Raw genomic sequence first — 17,894 nt, forward strand, 5'->3', positions numbered from 1 at the left:
TCTTCGGATTGGCTTTTTCATTTGAAAGCATTAGGCTATCTACAGTTTAAATCTTTGGTTATTTCTATGCCTAAATCTCCTAAAATTCCTGCTGAATTGGTCAACCTTGCAACAACGGGTAATAGTGATGCTCAATTTGAACTTGCTGAACTGTATATGCAAAGTGAAAATGAAGATGACATTACTCTTGCAGAAGAATGGGCGCTCAAAGCAGCAGCATTAGGTCATGTAGAAGCCATGTATTGGCTCGGTGAAGGTTATGCTTTTTATGCCAAAGAGCTTCGTGAAGAAGACCCAAGCGAAGCAGAAACCTACTTTGGACATGCACATCACTGGTTAAAACAAGCTGCTGAACTAAAACACCCTACAGCAATATTAGAGTTGGCTGGTTTTTACCGTCGGGGCGATGTGGTTGAAAAAGATGTCACTAAGTCAATTGAACTGGTACAACAAGCGGCGGAACTGGGTGAGGCTCAAGCCATGCGTGATTTGGCTTTCATTTATGAAAATGCACTAGGTGTCGATGCCGATGAAGAAAAAGCCAAATACTGGCATGACAAGGCGGATGCCGCAGAGCAAGAATAAAAGCAAAAGCCCATCCTTTGATGGGCTTTTTACTACTTAAAACTTACGCACAAAAATAATATCTAAATCCTGCTTAGGCACAAAATTCTTTTCTGTCATTTGAAATTGTGTCGAACTGATCTTTTTCACCTGACCATTCCAACAAAATGAAACCAACTCATTGGGATCACGCTCAATCGTCAGTTTAAAATTTTGAATCGGTTTCGCCCAATTTGCGCCCGTTTTCAAGATATAACCCAACGCCTGATAAGGTGCATATTGTGATTTGGCTTTTTTCAAACCTGCTTTGAAGCTTTGATCCATACAATAAGTCTTTTCATCCTCTTCAGGATATAAAGAGACCGAACCACCGACCAATGGTGCATATTCATGCTGAATATGGGTCATGCTGTTCGCTTTAAAATTTTGTTTCCAACTATAAATAACCTGAGACTGCCAGCGAATGAGATCTTCATCTTGAATTTTTAGTAGTTTTTGCACTCTTGGACTTTTACAAGTTTGAATTTTTTTCTGAATAGAAGTACTTATATCGGCATTTTCACCTTTCCACGGCTGTATCAACTCTTGCTGCGTGAGACTACAAGCCATAAGCTCATTCGTTACATCGGCTTGAAAGTCTCCATCATGAACATATTCTTGTTCACTACTCGGTAAAAAAGCCCGTACATGCACCTGAGGCTGTATACGCTGACCATTAACTTGAACTGTAAAACTATCAATTAAACCTGTGGCATCAGCATAATCATAGTCCATGTAATTTTGAACTTTCGGTAAGGGAAATAAAATAGTCTCGTTTACCAAATGTTTACTTAAATTTTTAAACTCATAATCGACAGTGATTCGCTTTTTACTGATAAATAAGTTTTCACTATACATTTGAATATCTTTATTTTTCAGATATTGCACACCGCCTGTTGCAACAAAACCTGTACTGTCATTTGCACTCACGTACATAGACATAAATACGAATAACCCTATTATTTTTTTCATTTTAATCTTCTTTTTTAAGGTTTAATGTTCTGCATGAGTCTCAAAGTTTGCATTCTCGATCATGATCACCTGACGACAAATGCCTTCGGCTTTTCGTTGTTGTTCAAATACAGATGCTGGCATAGCATCAAAACTGTCAAAGAAACAAATTTCTTGTTCATCTATAGAGTAAACCAGTGAATGGTTTCCGACGCCTTCTAAAGTATCGTAATACACAATAATAAAGTTATTCTGTTCAAACGCCTGCTGAATGTGTTGATAATTGATTGCAGGCGAAATAAGTAACTTTAACTGTTCAGCTTCGGCATAACTCAGTTTTTCTTGTTCTTGAAGATCTGGGTCTTCATCGGTATAGAAATGTACATTGAAACCAAACTTTTTTAAGCCTACAGCCAAGCCAATAGTAGTAGTTCCGTTTTCTGCATCGTAACCACAGACCTCAATCAATTGTTCAATCTCTGGATCTATACCCAAATGTTGTAGCATCATCCATACCGCATAGATACCGCCATTGGCTTCAAGGTTCATTAAGGATTCAGGGATATTCACGGTCATAACACAATTCAAAAAAGATGATTGTGTTGATAATAAACAAAACATCGTTGGAACTGAATCAATTTCCAAGTACAATATTCCGCAGTCGAGGGATGCTGCGACTTTCTTACAGGTACATAAATGTAAGATCGCTAGGCTCGACGATTCGGTTAGACACTCGTTTTAATCAACAACGGCATCCGCGAACATAATGATCAATTTTTGTATTTATAAGGAGATCGTAATGAACGCGGTTAATGCTTCATTTACAGATTATAAAGTTGCTGACATCACTCTAGCTGATTACGGCCGTAAAGAAATCAAACTTGCTGAAGCTGAAATGCCAGCTTTAATGGGTCTTCGTAAGCGTTATGCTGCTGCAAAACCACTTGCAGGCGCGAAAATCCTTGGCTGTATCCACATGACTATTCAAACTGCTGTTTTAATTGAAACATTAGTTGAATTGGGCGCAGAAGTTCGTTGGACTTCATGTAACATCTTCTCTACTCAAGACCATGCTGCTGCTGCAATTGCGGCTTCTGGTGTTCCTGTATTTGCTTGGAAAGGCGAAACTGAAGAAGAATACATGTGGTGTCTTGAACAACAAATCAACGTTAATGGCACGCCTTGGGATGCCAACATGATTTTGGATGATGGTGGTGATTTAACATTACTTGTTCATGAAAAATATCCTGAAGTTATTGCAAAAATTCATGGTGTGACAGAAGAAACAACAACAGGTGTTCAACGTCTGTATGAAATGCTTCGTGATGGCACTTTGAAAGTTCCTGCAATCAACGTCAACGATTCAGTAACTAAATCTAAAAACGACAACAAATACGGTTGCCGCCACTCACTGAATGATGCCATCAAACGCGGTACAGATATGCTTTTATCTGGTCGTCGTGCACTTGTAATTGGTTATGGTGATGTAGGTAAAGGCTCTGCTCAATCACTTCGTCAAGAAGGCATGATTGTACGTGTCACTGAAGTTGACCCTATCTGTGCAATGCAAGCATGTATGGATGGTTATGAAGTTGTATCCCCATACAAAAATGGCGTACAAACTGGTAAAAAAGAAGATGTAAATGCAGATCTTCTTCAAAATACTGACCTAATCGTAACGACAACTGGTAACTACCACGTATGTGACGCTGCAATGCTTGATTCATTAAAAGCAGGTGCAGTGGTGTGTAACATCGGTCACTTCGACACTGAAATTGACACCAACTACTTACGTGGTTACAAGTGGGTTGAAGTGAAGCCTCAAGTTCACCAAGTTTACCGTTCTGAAAATGATAGCGACTACCTCATTCTTCTTTCTGAAGGTCGTCTGGTTAACCTGGGTAATGCGACAGGTCACCCATCACGTATCATGGATGGTTCATTTGCTAACCAAGTACTTGGTCAAATGCACTTGTTCGCTGAAAAATTTGCTGATCTTGCTGAAGATCAAAAACAAGCAGCGATTCGTGTAGAACTTCTTCCTAAGAAATTAGATGAAGAAGTTGCTGCGGCAATGGTTGCTGGTTTTGGTGGTGTCTTGACTCAATTGACTCAAGAACAAGCAGACTACTTAGGTGTAGCTGTTGAAGGTCCGTTCAAATCTGACGCTTATAAATACTAAGTTGCAAACCTCTCCTAACCTCTCCTGTTAGGAGAGACTTTCATTACAGAATGATGTTAGCAATGAAATCTTGTTATCTCTATTCAATGTAATGAATCCCCTTCTCCCTCTGGGAGAAGGATGGGATGAGGGTAAACACAAAAAATAGCATTTATTAAAAAGGATTTGATGATGAGCAAAAAAATTCCTATTTCTTTTGAGTTTTTCCCAACCAAAACTGATGCGGGGGCAGAAAAACTTAAAGTCGTACACCAAGAACTACAGTTATTAAACCCAGAGTTCTTCTCCATTACTTATGGTGCTGGCGGTTCAACTCGTGAACGTACGCTTGCAGCCATTGCTGAATTCAATGGTAAAGGCACACCTGTTGCACCACACTTATCGTGTATTGGTGATGACAAAGCGCGAATTGCTGAATTACTCGACATCTATAAAGACCAAGGTATTGACCGTATTGTTGCTTTACGTGGAGATTTACCATCTGGACAAGTCGGTTTAGGTGAACTGCCTTATGCAACAGATTTGGTGCGCTTTATCCGTGAGCATTCGGGTGACCACTTTCACATTGAAGTTGCCGCTTACCCTGAAATGCACCCACAAGCTGAAAGCTTTGATTTAGATATCCAGCGTTTCTGTGACAAAGCCAATGCTGGTGCAAATGCAGGTTTAACTCAGTTCTTCTTTAATCCAGATGCTTACTTCTATTTTGTAGAACGCATTCAAAAAGAAGGTGTGAATATTCCAATTGCGCCAGGCATTATGCCAATTACCAATGCCAGCAACCTCATTCGCTTTGCAGATGGTACTGGAGCTGAAATTCCTCGCTGGATTCGTAAGCAATTGGCAACCTATGGTGACGATACTGCAAGTATTAAAGCCTTTGGGCATGAAGTTGTCGTGAAACTTTGCGAACGTTTACTTGCTGGCGGCGCGCCAAGCTTGCACTTCTACACCATGAACACCACTGATCCAACCCGTCAGCTTGTCACTGACCTTGGTTTAGCTTAATCCCGACTTAGACGAGTTGTACTTTATGCCACGTTTTTATATTGAAGCTGAATTAGCAGTTGCAACCCAGATTGAACTGACTGAAACCGTTTTTCATCATTGGTGTAAAGTACTTCGCGCCCAAGTGGGTGATCAAGCTATCCTGTTTAACGGACATGGCGGTGAGTACCAAGTTGAACTTACCGAAGTCGCTAAAAAGTCGGCTACAGTTGAAGTACTCACATTTAACCCAGCCAATCGCACACCTGCTATTCATACTTTACTCGGACAAGTCATGAGTAAAGGAGATCGTATGGATTATGCAATCCAGAAAGCGGTCGAATTGGGTGTGGCCGAAATTCAACTGTTGACCTCTGAACGTTGTGAAATGCGTTTAAAGTATGACCGTGACCAAAAGAAACTCGATCATTGGCAAGGCATTGCCATAGCAGCTTGCGAACAATGTGGCATGAACATTGTGCCAAAAATCCTTGCACCACTCAGTTTAGAGAAATGGCTCGCATCCGAATTACCTGCGACTCGTCTTGTACTCGCCCCGAATAAAGAAAAAATCGATGTTTTGGCACATGCGACACCAAACATTGCACTACTCATTGGGCCTGAAGGTGGTTTAAGTGAAGCTGAAATTACAACAGCCAATGAGTACGGTTTTATTAACTGGTGTATTGGTGAGCGTGTATTGCGTACAGAGACAGCACCAGTCGTCGCTTTGTCAATCCTAAACCACAATTTAGTGATTTAAATCACATAAACAGCCGAGTCACCCTTTTGTTCTGTTAATATATTGATTATTATGTACAACAATATTACCCTTGACTTATATCAAAATATAAATTGATTGTGTTTTACACAATATATTTAAATTTGAAAAAGACACAACACAATGCCATTGGGTCATAACAAAAATAAGGTTTCGTGATTCATGCCAGATATTTCTACAGAAAATCTTGATCGGCACTTGCAGACTGCGCAAATATCGCATTCCATTAGCCATCTTCGTTTCCTCATCAGTAGTTTACTGATTCTAAATTTTTATATTTTCTGTGCCTATCACTATAATTTTTCACAAAATTCCTTCTATTTTAACCTATGGTTTTTTGTTTCTGAGTTTATCCTCAGTATCTTTTGGCTCGTGAATACCTTGTATTTCAACCCGAAAAATCATTCTGCCAAACATGCACACCGCTGGATTCAAGGCATCTGTTTAAGTATTGGTATTTTGGTTGCAGCAGGCGTCGTTTGTATCTATTACTATTTACCCAGCCTATCTGGCAATTTTAACTATACAAATGCCCTACTCTTGTCTGCACTTTTAGTGATCGTCACACAGACCGTTTGCCTTACCTATTTAACGCAGCGCATTAGTTATTTTTGTTTGGTTTTTATTCCGTCCATTACCCCTTATGTCCTCTCTCAATTTATCAACTTCGATGCCAATCACACTCTTTTTCACCTCACTGTAAACTTTATTCTGATTGTGATTTTGCTTTGTGCCAATGCCACTAACCGTATTAATCAGCATTTATCCCGTCTCTCAATTAAAAATCGAGAGTTGAAAAAAGAAGCTGAAAAACAAGTCGCTTGGACCGATGATTTATGCAAACAACTACAAAATGAAGTGAATAAATCCAAAGAAATTGAACAACAGTTACAACTGAATAATCAATTGCTTGAACAAAAAGTACGTGAACGAACCTTTGATGTAAATCAAATCAACAAAGACTTAAAGAACAAACAAGAAAACCTATCGCTTGCCCATGAAATTTCAGGTATCCGTCCTTGGGATTGGAATATTAAAGATCGACTCATTTCCTTGACCAATCACAAACAAGAAAAAGTACTTAAAAACTCTACACAGCATCAACTTCAGCTTCAATACCTGATTCATCCAAATGATATTGCAACGTTTAAATCTGCAATGAAAAGTCATTTGCGGGGCCATTCAGACCGTTATGAAGCCACTTACCGTGTGCAGCATAACAACGGGAAATGGTACTGGGTACATGACACAGGACGCGTCATCGCTCGCGATCCAATCACCCAAAAACCGTTACAAATGGTCGGTATTCGACGTGACATTCAACATGAAAAAAGCAACCAAGAACGTCTGCGACTAGCAGCGAGCGTACTTGAACAAGCTGAACAAGGGATTTTCATCTTAGATGAAGACCTGCGTTATATCGACGTAAATCCGTTCTTTGAACGTTTGGCAGGCTTTGAAGCTGCACAAATCAATGGCAAACATTTGTTTGATATTGTGGCAAACTATAAGTCACATCAACGCACCACACATAGCCAAATCATTGGCCAACTCCTTAAAAAAGGTGAATACGATGGTGAACTTAATGAAAAGTTTCTGTCGGGCAAAGAGTTGTGTATTTGGATGCATCTGAATGCCGTTACCGATGAGCAAGATCATGTCACGCATTATATTGGTATCGTGTCCGATTTAACCGAACGTAAACTACAAGAACAGCGTCTTTCTTATTTAGAAAACTACGATACGCTGACTGACTTACCTAACCGTTTTTACTATAACTATCAGCTTCATCAATATTTGGTTTCTCAACAAGACAGCCTTAAACAACTGGCGATTATTCGTCTCAATATTGACCGTTTCCGTCCATTGAATGAATTCTTAAGCAATAATGGAGGCGATGAGCTGCTGCGTCAAGTTGCCCAGCGCCTTCGTTTGACCAATGCTGAAGCCCTGATGGTGGCTCACTTGAATGGTGATGATTTTGCAATTGTATATGAGGTCTCTCATATTCGCCCCTCAGTTCAGGAACATATCGATCGCATTAATAAAGCCTTCAGTCTGCCTTTTGATATTTTTGGTCAGGAACACATTATTACGCTTTCAATGGGGATTTCGCAGTACCCTGAACATGGTCGTCAACTGGACTATTTAAACAATTGTGCAGAACAAGCACTGAGTGAAGCAAAACGCTTAGGTGGAAATGCCACGAAGTTCTACAGTCTGAGCAATACCGTTGCATTAGAAGAAGGGATTTATTTAGAACGTGATTTAAGACTAGCGATACAAAACAATGAGTTAGTGGTTTATTACCAACCCAAAATCAACTTTCACAATCAGAAAATTTATGGTTTTGAGGCATTGGTACGCTGGAATCATCCAACTAAGGGCATCGTACCGCCAGGTCTATTTATTCCTATGGCAGAAAAAACCAGTTTGATTTCAGACATCGGTCGAATTGTGATTTTACAAACCGCGAAGCAAATCAAAGAATGGAATAAGTTAGGTTTTGATAATATCTGTGTCTCGGTCAATGTGGTTGCCCAACAACTACAACGTGGACAGCTTTTAAAGGACCTAGATGAAGCCCTTGATCGATACAAAATTAGTGGCAGCAGCCTCGAATTAGAAATTACAGAATCCACTTTGGTTGAAAATTCGGAAACGGTAAAAAATCTCCTTGAAACCATCAAGTCACGTGGCATTCATATTTCTTTAGACGACTTTGGCACAGGTTATTCCTCGCTATCTTACCTCACGGACTTCCCAATCGATACTTTAAAAATTGATCGAAGCTTCATTTCAAAAATTGGGCACTGCAAACAAGAAGCTATTGTGAGCGCCATGATTGCTATGGGAAAAGCCATGGGTATGACCGTGGTGGCGGAAGGAATCGAGACCGAACAACAACTGAGTTACCTACAAAACTTAGAATGTGATATCGCGCAAGGTTATTTATTTTCCAAACCTCTTCCACAGCTCGATGCTACCCAATACTTAAGAGATCATCTAGATACGCCCTCTTATACATACTTAATATAAATCAGACTGTTTTAGCTCTAAGTTTGCCTTAAAAAGAACCAGCTATCACTGGGATATACCAGCAACTAATGGTATATTCGGTCTTGTCTACTAAAAAACCACCAGCTCCGCTGGCTAACCCACGCTACAAAGAGATTCAGATGGACGATCAATCATTAAAACAGCAAGCTTTGTATTATCACGAATTTCCAACTCCAGGGAAAATCAGCGTTACACCAAGCAAGCAGCTGGTCAACCAACGTGACTTAGCTTTAGCTTATTCACCAGGTGTTGCTGCACCATGTTTAGAGATTGAACGCGACCCGTCTACTGCGGCGCTTTACACAGCGCGTGGTAACTTAGTTGCTGTGGTCAGTAACGGTACAGCCGTACTTGGCCTTGGTAACATTGGTCCTTTAGCGTCTAAACCTGTTATGGAAGGTAAAGGCGTACTGTTTAAAAAATTCGCTGGTGTTGACGTTTTTGACATCGAAATTGCAGAAAATGATCCTGACAAAATCGTGGACATTGTTGCTGCATTAGAACCGACTTTTGGTGGTATCAACCTTGAAGACATCAAGGCACCAGAGTGTTTCTATATCGAGCAAAAACTACGTGAACGCATGAACATTCCTGTGTTCCACGACGACCAACATGGTACTTCTATTATTGTCGGTTCTGCTTTGCTAAACGCGTTACAGTTAAATGGCAAAAAAATTGAGGAAATCAAGATTGTTGCTTCAGGCGCAGGCGCTGCTGCATTGTCTTGTTTAGATCTTCTTTGTGCAATTGGTGCGAAGAAAGAAAATATTATTGTAGCTGACTCTCGCGGTCTGCTCACTACGAAACGTGAAGGCTTAGACGAGTCTAAAAAGCGTTATGTACAAGACATCGACGGCACTCAACTGGCTGACGTGATTGCAGACGCGGACATGTTCCTTGGGTTATCTGCTGCGGGTATCTTAACCAAAGAAATGGTTAAGCTAATGGCAAAAGATCCAATTATCTTTGCACTTGCAAACCCAGATCCAGAAATCCTACCTGAACATGCTCACGAAGTTCGTGATGATGTCATCATGGCAACAGGTCGTTCAGACTATCCAAACCAAGTAAACAACGCACTTTGCTTCCCTTACATTTTCCGTGGTGCCCTTGATGTAGGTGCAACGACGATTAATGAAGAGATGAAAATCGCGTGTGTATATGCGATTGCGCGTATGGCACACATTGAAGCAGATGCAGCATCTTATGGTGAAAAATCAGCATCATTTGGTCGTGACTACCTTATTCCACGCCCACTCGATCAACGTCTGATTTTGGAAATTGCACCTGCTGTTGCACAGGCAGCTATGGACTCTGGTGTTGCTGATCGACCAATTCAAGACTTCTCTGCTTACCGTCAGCGTCTGTCTGAGTTTGTCTACAACTCTGCGTTCATGATGAAGCCTATTTTTGCTCAAGCAAAATCTGATCCAAAACGTATTGCTTATGCTGAAGGTGAAGACCTACGCGTACTTCGCGCAGTACAAATTGCGGTCGATGAAGATCTTGCAAAACCAATTTTAGTTGGTCGAACTGCGGTTATTGAAGCGAATATTAAGAAGTTAGGCTTACGTCTTGAACATGGTGTAAACATTACTATTGTGGATCAAGAAAAAAACCCTGACTACGAACTGTTTGCAGATGACTACTACACGCTCATGCAACGTAAAGGTGTAACACCTGAATATGCGCAACGTGAAGCACGTCGTCGTTCAACCTTGATCGCGTCGATGTTAGTGAAACATGGTAAAGCAGACGGGATGCTATGTGGTACGTATTCAAGCTACGACATCCACTTAGACTTCGTTAAAAACATCATTGGTAAAAAAGAAGGTCACAACTCTTTCTTTACACTGAATGCGTTAATGCTTGAAGACCGCAACCTGTTCATTGCTGACACTTACATCAATCGAAATCCAACGGCTGAACAACTGGCTGAAATGACTATTTTAGCCGCTGAAGAAGTGCGTCGTTTTGGTATGACACCACGTGTTGCGCTACTTTCTCACTCAAGCTTCGGTTCAGACCAGACTGACCCAAGCGCACAAAAAATGCGTAAAGTGTTTGAGATTTTGTCGCAAATCGCGCCAGAACTTGAAGTTGAAGGTGAAATGCATGCAGATGCAGCATTGGATGAAAACATTCGTAGCTTTGCATACTCAAACTCACGCTTCAAAGGTTCTGCGAACCTATTGATTATGCCGAACTTGGATGCAGCCAACATTTCATTTAACCTGTTGAAATCAACTTCAGGTAATAATGTCACCATTGGCCCTATCCTATTGGGTGCAGCAAAGCCAGTTCATATTTTGACACCGACAACAACAACACGTCGTTTAGTGAATATGACTGCACTGACTGTAGCAGAGATTCAAGAAGCGGAGAAAAACGGCGAATAATTGTTTGTCGTTGTACTCGCATCTTGTGACTTGAGAAAACCTCTATTCTGTAGCATGATGGCTGTAAGAATAGAGGTTTTTTCATGCAAGTTTATTTAGTAGGCGGTGCGGTCCGAGATCAGCTTCTGGGTCACCCCTATCACGAAAAAGATTATGTAGTTGTCGGTGCAATGCCTGAACAACTGCTTGCCCAAGGTTTCCAACCTGTAGGTAAAGATTTTCCTGTTTTTTTACATCCTGAAACCAAAGATGAATATGCGCTTGCCCGCACTGAACGGAAGTCAGGGCATGGTTATCATGGCTTTGAGTTTTATACTGACAGCACCGTTACCCTAGAACAAGATTTAATTCGACGTGACCTTACCATCAATGCCATTGCCATGGATGATGAAGGAACGCTGTATGACCCCTATGGTGGCAAACGCGACTTAGAGCTCCGTGTTTTACGTCATGTTTCCGATGCTTTCGTAGAAGACCCGTTACGGGTCCTCCGTGTTGCACGATTTGCTGCACGTTATAAAACCTTAGGATTTACTGTGGCTGAAGAAACTTTGGCACTGATGCAACAACTCGCAGACTCGGGTGAACTTGAGGCACTGACACCTGAACGCGTTTGGAAAGAAACCTCTCGCGCTCTGATGGAAGATCATGCCGATGAATACTTTGAAGTACTACGTCGCTGTGGTGCTTTAAAAGTGCTTTTTCCAGAAATCGAGGCACTTTACGGTATTCCGCAGCGTCCTGAATATCACCCTGAAATTGACTGTGGTATTCATACCATGATGTCCTTACAACAAGCGTGTCGTGCCAACTACACACTGGATGTTCGTTTTGCTGTTTTAGTGCATGACTTAGGCAAAGCTTTAACACCTATAGACGAGCTACCACGTCATATCATGCATGAAGAACGTGGGGTCAAACCTGTGACTGAGGTGTGTGAACGTCTAAAAGTCCCAACGCAGATAAAACAACTCGCAATTACGGTCTGTAAAGAACATTTGAAATGTCATCAAGCTCTGACCTTAAAACCAGGCACTTTATGGCGCTTATTGCAACGCTTAGATGTACTACGTCGCCCAGAACGGGTTGAAGCCTTTGTGCAGGCCTGTGAATGTGACTCACGTGGTCGTCTAGGACTTGAAGACCGTGAATACCCACAGTCTGCATATATTTTAAAGGTGATGGATGTGGTGCGAAATATCAAAGCACAAGACCTGCCTGCGGATATCAAAGGCTCTGATATTGGTGAAATGCTGATTGAACGTCGAATACACGCAATTGGAGAGCTGAAGGCTCAATACAGTTGAATATTCATAAACAAAAAAAAATAAAGCGCCCTATTTGGCGCTTTATTTTCATTTCACTTATGAAATGGATGCAGGAAAGGTAATCACCTTTTCCAACTGCATGTGTTCAGTTGCAATCATTAATAAACGATCCACACCTAAAGCAATACCAGCACATGCAGTCATTTGAGGCAAAGCAGCCAATAGAAACTCATCCATCGGCATCACATGTAAGCCTAACTTTTCACGTTCAGCATTATCTGCTTCAAAACGTGACCGCAACACCTCCGCATCAATCAACTCATCATAAGCATTGGCGAGCTCTAAACCTTCAATATACAGCTCAAAACGTGCTGCAACCAATTCACCGTCTTCATCTGTTTTGGTTTTAGCAAGTGAAGCTAGCTCTGGTGGAAAATCGGTCAGAAACACGGGCGTATCAAAACCTAAACTTGGCTCTACAAAATGCGAAAACAGTAAATCGATATAACCAAGGCGGTCATCCCCCAAGTCTAAATTTAAGCCCACTCGGTTACAGCAGTCTTTTAATTCTTTCAAACTGGCTTGCAGTGGGTTCAAATCCAGCCGATCCATAAATGCATGCTTATAGCTCAAAATGGTAGGGCGAACCTCTCCAAAGCGTTGTTTTAATGTGACATTCAATAAATCTGTCACTTCAAACATCAAATCCTTCAAGCTGAAATTCGGTCTATACCATTCCAGCATAGTAAATTCACTATTGTGTTTACGACCATGTTCATCATCACGGAAAACTTTACAGATTTGATAAATTGGCCCACTACCACTGGCGAGTAAGCGCTTCATGGCAAACTCAGGTGAGGTCTGCAAATAATGTGTTTGTTGCTTACCTTGCACATGACGCTGCGCTTGAACCGAAGCCAAATGCACATCGGTCACACCAGCCTGAGATAAAATAGGGGTTTCAACCTCAAGCACTTCACGTTCAGCAAAAAACTGGCGAATTTGGCTATACATTTTCGCGCGAGCACGCATGGCTTTTAAGTCACAGGTTGGCTGATAATGGATCACGTCCTGACTCATGCCTTCGGCCCCCCGTGTGCAGCCCATTCACGGCGTAATGGATAAGTTTTTCTTAAATGATCAAAGGCTTTTTGATCGATCACTCCCTCTTTTAAGCAAGCACGTAAGGCTTGGTCATCCCGTGCAATCGGGTAGATTTCATTTAAATGCTTTTGAAGTGCAGATTTCAAATCTTGCCCTTCAAAATACTGCGGGCACACAGGCAACTGCGACTCGAAGCTTTTATGTGCCTCAAACTGAAAGGTTTTACAAAAGGCTTCATAGATCATTTGTGTACCACGAGCTTTACCTTCTAAGCTATAACCTGCGATATGTGGTGTCACTAGACTCACTGCTTTCAACACTTGTTCAGAAATCACAGGCTCATGCTCAAAGACATCTAGTACCACTTTACGCTGTGTTTTTTCGATGTCGGCCAATAAAGCTTGCTCTTCAATCACAGGCCCACGTGCAGAATTAATTAATATTGCTGTCGCTTTCATCGCAGCAAAAGCTTCGGCGTTGAACAAATGATAAGTTGGATGTAGGCTTGTTTTGGTTAAAGGCACATGCAATGAAATCGCATCGGCAGTACTTAATAAGGTATTTAAATCGACCTGCTGAATCGCATCTTGCTGTACAAATGGATCATGGCCAATCACATTCCAGCCCAATAGTTTGGCCATAAAAGCTAAGCGAGAACCGACATTTCCTAGACCAATAATCCCCAAAGTAAAACTTTCTTCAGCGTCCATCAATGCTGGATTTAGATGAAGCAAAGCTGTAATCACATATTCAGCCACCGCCTGCGCATTACAACCTGCAGCATTCGCCCATTGAATCTTCTGTTTTTCAATAGCATGAATATCTAAATGGTCTGTACCAATCGTTGCACTACCCACATATTGAAGTGTAGTGTTATTGATTAATGCTGGATTGACTTGAGTTACAGAACGCACCAACAGTGCTTTGGCATCTACAACATCGGCATGCGTTAAAGTACGCCCTGCTTTGTGCTCAATTTCACCAAATTCGGCAAAAAAATAATCGGTAAATGCGAGATTTTCATCTGCCACGATTTTCATAATGTCTTCCAACGCTTTGTTGGCTCTATGATAACCCTTGCACAAGCCCAACACTATGTTGCTCTGCAATACATCTTAATAAAACAGACACGATGTTTCATCTTAATGGTGAAAAAACTAACCCTTTAAAGACTGGTTTTATCTGGATTTACTACATTCAAATACTGAAAAACATGAAGTCAACTCAGTAAACGTCATGATAGTACAAACAACTAGACAAATAATTATTTACTGCTAGAAAAAAACCTTCTCTCGAACATTTCTGAGAGAAGGCAAAACCTCAAGCGTGTAATAGACTAGATGAATTATTTAGATTTATAAGAAAGTTTCATCCCCACGATATAACCAGTATTGTCCTCAAACTCACCAACAACTTGGCGGCTAGATAATTCACCTTTCGCATCTCCAAACCACATGTAGCGACCGCCTAGACTAAACGCCAACTTTTGGTTGAAGTTATATTTTGCGGCTAATCCTGCACCCCAATAGCCCTGTACTGGACCTAATGTTGGAGCAGGGTCACCTGCACCTGAGTCCCATAGACCTGATACAGAAATCGCGAGCTTTGGTGTCAAACGTTTACCAATGCCCAGTTCAACTGAAGTTTGATCTTCTGAATAGTCAACTAAAGGTAGACCTTTACCTAAGGCTTTTGACGTTGCTGCTTTGAGTACTGGCGGATAGTAAGCAAAATCACTCCATGGTACATAGCGAACTTTTGCATAAACAGCAGTCGTTGCATTGAGACCTGTTTGCAGATTTAAATTCACAGATTCAGGAGTCGTAATTGTACCTGAGTTACTGTGTGAATAATTTCCTGCAAATACAATATCAGCCAAAGGAACATCTTCATCAATAGTTGCTTTATGCTCAACTTCAGAACGATAGGTTAATGAAGCCAAAATTCCCATTTCAGGTTTAGCATAGCTTAGACCTGCAACCCACCCTACAGCGATGTCATCAAAACGGTTGTTATAACCACTATTTGGTCCATAAGTTAAACCACGTAAATGAACATCAGCTTGAAGCTGCTGAAGTACTGGTCCCCCATAAATCATCACATTTTTATTTAGGTTATATCCTAAAAGTGTTGTGATATTTTTCGATTTCACATCTACCCGTGTATTGGCATCTGCTGCTGGGCGGTCTGTTGCAATGAAATTATTATCACCCTCAAACTTTACTTTGGCACCAAAAGGTTCATCATAAATCACCGCAAGGCGTAAGTTCGGATTTATATCAGTTTTTACTGCATAATTAAGCATTCGGAAGTCTTCAGCCATATCTGAAACTTTATTTCCACTGCTGTCTGTACCTGTGATATCAGGTGAAATATAGGTATAACCGACTTCAGCATAAGTGCCAGATTCAAACAAAGCATCAATTTGTTGTGGAGATCGCTCAAGACCCGCAGCATAAGTTTGGCCTGCACATACGGACAGTATCGCTCCAATAAGATACTTTTGATTCAATTTCATTTCTATTCCTTTAGTTGCGTTTTAAAATAGCAAATGCCAACCATTCCTATGAAAAGCACTCACCATATTTGATTAAATCTTGGATGATTTAATCCTTTTTCTGCCTCAAACATGTATTAAGGCGTATTAAACTCTACGACTTGTATGACATATATGTTGGGGATCGGGATCATTAGCATGTTCTTAGATATACATGTTTCAGTGTTAATTGAATTTGAAAATTGATAATGGCGATTCTATTCTTCTGATTCATCATAGCTATTCATCCTTTTAAGCTTTGTTGTCTTGCAATTCACTACAAAACATCTCTCTGTTATTTTCGAATTTTCTATCTCATTACTATCATTCGATTTCGCATCGATATTTTTTAAATATGCTTTAGATTTTAAAGAAACCCACAATCATCCTTAATAGTAGGTTTCTTTAAAAACATGATTTACGATTTTCACTCTGAGACGGAGCATTCAATCTGTTTCAGAAGATTAGCAGTCTTAAAGCGTAGAACAACCATTCGAAAGAATGGTTCTCGAATGGTTTAGTAAAATAAATCATCAAATAGTAAGGTTTTGGGTACCGCTAACATCTGTAGCAACAGCCTACAAAGAATACCTTCAAATCTACTGCTTAAATCTCGACCATCTCAAAGTCAACTTTACATACTCCGCAATCAGGACAGGTCCAGTTTTTAGGAACATCTTGCCATGGTGTACCTGCAGCAATTCCCTCCTGTGGCCATCCGAGTTGCTCATCATAAATCCATCCACAAACCATACATTGGTAGCGCTTCATGTTTAGTCCTCATGTATAAGGGATGACTGAGATAACAATCCCGCAAACTTCTGCTGAATTTTCTGTTTGGCTTTAGGGTAAATATTCATTTTGCTGAAATCGCCTGCATAATGCTCCACCAACCGTTGATCCATCAATTTAAACCACCACTTCGGAATCAGTGCTGGTAAAATCATGGCTCCATAACCTGCTGGAAGCTGGGGGACGTCTTCATAGTTTCTTAGTGTTTGAAAACTTCGCGTTGGATAAGCGTGATGGTCAGAGTGGCGCTGCAACTGATATAAGAAAAGATTCGTCACCAAGTTGTTATTGTTCCAACTATGTTCTGGCTGGGTGCGTGCATATTGGCCATTTTCAAGTTGCTCCCGTTTTAAGCCATAGTGCTCAATATAATTTACGACTTCAAATAAAGTAATGCCGTATAAAGCTTGAGTGACTTGTGTGAGCGCAATATTTTTGCCAAAACATTTTAACATCGCCGTATGATAAAGCCCTGACATAGCCCAACCTTGCAACAACTCATTCTTGAGTGACCAGAAACCAAGACCTTGGCGCTCTAAACGTCGAGTTTCAATTGCAACTGCTGACTTAAAACTCCCCACCACTGTTCTTGGCCAAAACTGCCAAAACGACTCGCCCATTTGCGAAGAAGCAGGGTCCTCAGGTGTCGCCACTCGACGATGGTGTCCATAAGGATGCTCAATCCGAAAATGATTATAAGCCGTCGGTGCTAATGCCAAATGCGATAACATTTGTTCTAATTTATTCGGTTTATGGCTCAGCTCATGCGCAGTATTAATCGCAACACCATTCAGCACCCCCAATAACGTGCCAATGAGCACACGGTCATATGTTGGGGTGCTATCACGACTAGCGAGGTACAAAGCATAAAAGTTGGCACTGTATTGCAGTGGAATAAATAACTTCACAATACGGGCATAGTAGGGATCGGCCTCTAAGGCTGCAATTGCAGCATCGGGTGGGTTTTCGCTGTCCTCACCAATCAATTTGTCCAAAGCTGGCATGGCCACGTGCATAAAAATCGGGCCTGTCGAAGCAAACACCGAACGTAGTTTTTTGGGGCCAAACTGATAGCCTGCCAAAGCTCCCATAGCAATACACGGATAAGCCAAACCAAATAACCATAAGTGCCGTTTTTTATCCTTAAACTGATGTTCACTGTGCTGTTGCTCAAGCAAGGTTAGTGCATTCATGTAGTACTCCTTTTTATTTTAGATAGAACACTTGCTCA

The 17,894-nt window shown here is 41.1% G+C and carries 14 protein-coding genes; 7 read left to right on the forward strand and 7 right to left on the reverse strand.

Annotated elements, in window-relative coordinates; all coding sequences use genetic code 11:
* Positions 1-66 precede the first annotated feature (66 nt).
* The gene (locus tag CDG62_RS13225) at positions 67-585 is read left to right on the forward strand and encodes a tetratricopeptide repeat protein (RefSeq protein WP_162904035.1); all 519 of its coding nucleotides are present in this window, start codon (positions 67-69) and stop codon (positions 583-585) included.
* Positions 586-621: 36 nt separating this feature from the next.
* Here CDG62_RS13225 and CDG62_RS13230 read toward each other — a convergent pair whose 3' ends face one another.
* On the reverse strand, positions 622-1,575 hold the full coding sequence (locus CDG62_RS13230) for a DUF4424 family protein (RefSeq protein ID WP_087526899.1): 954 nt from the start codon (positions 1,573-1,575) through the stop codon (positions 622-624).
* 21 nt (positions 1,576-1,596) lie between these two features.
* On the reverse strand, positions 1,597-2,130 hold the full coding sequence (locus tag CDG62_RS13235; RefSeq protein WP_087526898.1) for a cysteine peptidase family C39 domain-containing protein: 534 nt from the start codon (positions 2,128-2,130) through the stop codon (positions 1,597-1,599).
* A 223-nt stretch (positions 2,131-2,353) separates the two neighbouring features.
* On the opposite strand from CDG62_RS13235, the gene ahcY reads away from it, so the two are divergent.
* The 6 genes from ahcY to CDG62_RS13265 all read left to right on the forward strand — a co-directional run bounded on the left by ahcY (position 2,354) and on the right by CDG62_RS13265 (position 12,270).
* Positions 2,354-3,736, forward strand: a complete 1,383-nt coding sequence (ahcY, locus tag CDG62_RS13240; protein WP_087526897.1) for an adenosylhomocysteinase — start codon at positions 2,354-2,356, stop codon at positions 3,734-3,736.
* 171 nt (positions 3,737-3,907) lie between these two features.
* On the forward strand, positions 3,908-4,744 hold the full coding sequence (gene metF / locus CDG62_RS13245; RefSeq protein ID WP_087526896.1) for a methylenetetrahydrofolate reductase [NAD(P)H]: 837 nt from the start codon (positions 3,908-3,910) through the stop codon (positions 4,742-4,744).
* A 25-nt stretch (positions 4,745-4,769) separates the two neighbouring features.
* The gene (locus CDG62_RS13250; RefSeq protein ID WP_087526895.1) at positions 4,770-5,486 is read left to right on the forward strand and encodes a 16S rRNA (uracil(1498)-N(3))-methyltransferase; all 717 of its coding nucleotides are present in this window, start codon (positions 4,770-4,772) and stop codon (positions 5,484-5,486) included.
* 180 nt (positions 5,487-5,666) lie between these two features.
* Complete coding sequence (locus CDG62_RS13255; RefSeq protein WP_087526894.1) at positions 5,667-8,543, forward strand: GGDEF domain-containing phosphodiesterase; 2,877 nt, start codon at positions 5,667-5,669, stop codon at positions 8,541-8,543.
* Positions 8,544-8,683: 140 nt separating this feature from the next.
* Positions 8,684-10,963 (forward strand): NADP-dependent malic enzyme, encoded by a 2,280-nt coding sequence (locus tag CDG62_RS13260; RefSeq protein WP_087526893.1) that lies wholly within the window; start codon positions 8,684-8,686, stop codon positions 10,961-10,963.
* Positions 10,964-11,046: 83 nt separating this feature from the next.
* Positions 11,047-12,270 carry a multifunctional CCA addition/repair protein gene (locus CDG62_RS13265; protein WP_087526892.1) on the forward strand — a complete coding sequence of 408 codons (1,224 nt, stop codon included), beginning with the start codon at positions 11,047-11,049 and terminating at the stop codon, positions 12,268-12,270.
* Between the two features lie 57 nt (positions 12,271-12,327).
* Here the strand turns inward: CDG62_RS13265 and epmA are convergent, their stop codons facing one another.
* The 5 genes from epmA to CDG62_RS13290 all read right to left on the reverse strand — a co-directional run bounded on the left by epmA (position 12,328) and on the right by CDG62_RS13290 (position 17,856).
* Entirely contained in the window at positions 12,328-13,311 is a 984-nt protein-coding gene (gene epmA / locus CDG62_RS13270) for an EF-P lysine aminoacylase EpmA (protein ID WP_087526891.1), read from the reverse strand.
* Complete coding sequence (locus CDG62_RS13275) at positions 13,308-14,375, reverse strand: 4-phosphoerythronate dehydrogenase (protein WP_087526890.1); 1,068 nt, start codon at positions 14,373-14,375, stop codon at positions 13,308-13,310. Before CDG62_RS13275 ends, epmA begins: the two co-directional genes overlap by 4 nt.
* Positions 14,376-14,680: 305 nt before the next feature.
* Complete coding sequence (locus tag CDG62_RS13280) at positions 14,681-15,853, reverse strand: OmpP1/FadL family transporter (RefSeq protein WP_087526889.1); 1,173 nt, start codon at positions 15,851-15,853, stop codon at positions 14,681-14,683.
* 624 nt (positions 15,854-16,477) lie between these two features.
* The gene (locus tag CDG62_RS13285) at positions 16,478-16,642 is read right to left on the reverse strand and encodes a rubredoxin (RefSeq protein ID WP_087526888.1); all 165 of its coding nucleotides are present in this window, start codon (positions 16,640-16,642) and stop codon (positions 16,478-16,480) included.
* 2 nt (positions 16,643-16,644) lie between these two features.
* Positions 16,645-17,856, reverse strand: a complete 1,212-nt coding sequence (locus tag CDG62_RS13290) for an alkane 1-monooxygenase (protein WP_087526887.1) — start codon at positions 17,854-17,856, stop codon at positions 16,645-16,647.
* Positions 17,857-17,894 lie beyond the last annotated feature (38 nt).

It is taken from the genome of Acinetobacter sp. WCHA55 (assembly GCF_002165305.2).
In the GTDB taxonomy this organism is placed as follows: Bacteria; Pseudomonadota; Gammaproteobacteria; order Pseudomonadales; family Moraxellaceae; genus Acinetobacter.

Excerpts from the sequence above, each read along its gene's own strand:
- CDG62_RS13275 (WP_087526890.1), bottom strand. The coding sequence starts at position 14,375 with ATGAAAATCGTGGCAGATGAAAATCTCGCATTTACCGATTATTTTTTT.
- CDG62_RS13285 (WP_087526888.1), bottom strand. The coding sequence starts at position 16,642 with ATGAAGCGCTACCAATGTATGGTTTGTGGATGGATTTATGATGAGCAA.
- CDG62_RS13235 (WP_087526898.1), bottom strand. The coding sequence starts at position 2,130 with ATGACCGTGAATATCCCTGAATCCTTAATGAACCTTGAAGCCAATGGC.
- metF (WP_087526896.1), top strand. The coding sequence starts at position 3,908 with ATGAGCAAAAAAATTCCTATTTCTTTTGAGTTTTTCCCAACCAAAACT.
- ahcY (WP_087526897.1), top strand. The coding sequence starts at position 2,354 with ATGAACGCGGTTAATGCTTCATTTACAGATTATAAAGTTGCTGACATC.
- CDG62_RS13265 (WP_087526892.1), top strand. The coding sequence starts at position 11,047 with ATGCAAGTTTATTTAGTAGGCGGTGCGGTCCGAGATCAGCTTCTGGGT.
- CDG62_RS13280 (WP_087526889.1), bottom strand. The coding sequence starts at position 15,853 with ATGAAATTGAATCAAAAGTATCTTATTGGAGCGATACTGTCCGTATGT.
- epmA (WP_087526891.1), bottom strand. The coding sequence starts at position 13,311 with ATGAGTCAGGACGTGATCCATTATCAGCCAACCTGTGACTTAAAAGCC.
- CDG62_RS13290 (WP_087526887.1), bottom strand. The coding sequence starts at position 17,856 with ATGAATGCACTAACCTTGCTTGAGCAACAGCACAGTGAACATCAGTTT.
- CDG62_RS13260 (WP_087526893.1), top strand. The coding sequence starts at position 8,684 with ATGGACGATCAATCATTAAAACAGCAAGCTTTGTATTATCACGAATTT.
- CDG62_RS13255 (WP_087526894.1), top strand. The coding sequence starts at position 5,667 with ATGCCAGATATTTCTACAGAAAATCTTGATCGGCACTTGCAGACTGCG.
- CDG62_RS13230 (WP_087526899.1), bottom strand. The coding sequence starts at position 1,575 with ATGAAAAAAATAATAGGGTTATTCGTATTTATGTCTATGTACGTGAGT.
- CDG62_RS13225 (WP_162904035.1), top strand. The coding sequence starts at position 67 with ATGCCTAAATCTCCTAAAATTCCTGCTGAATTGGTCAACCTTGCAACA.
- CDG62_RS13250 (WP_087526895.1), top strand. The coding sequence starts at position 4,770 with ATGCCACGTTTTTATATTGAAGCTGAATTAGCAGTTGCAACCCAGATT.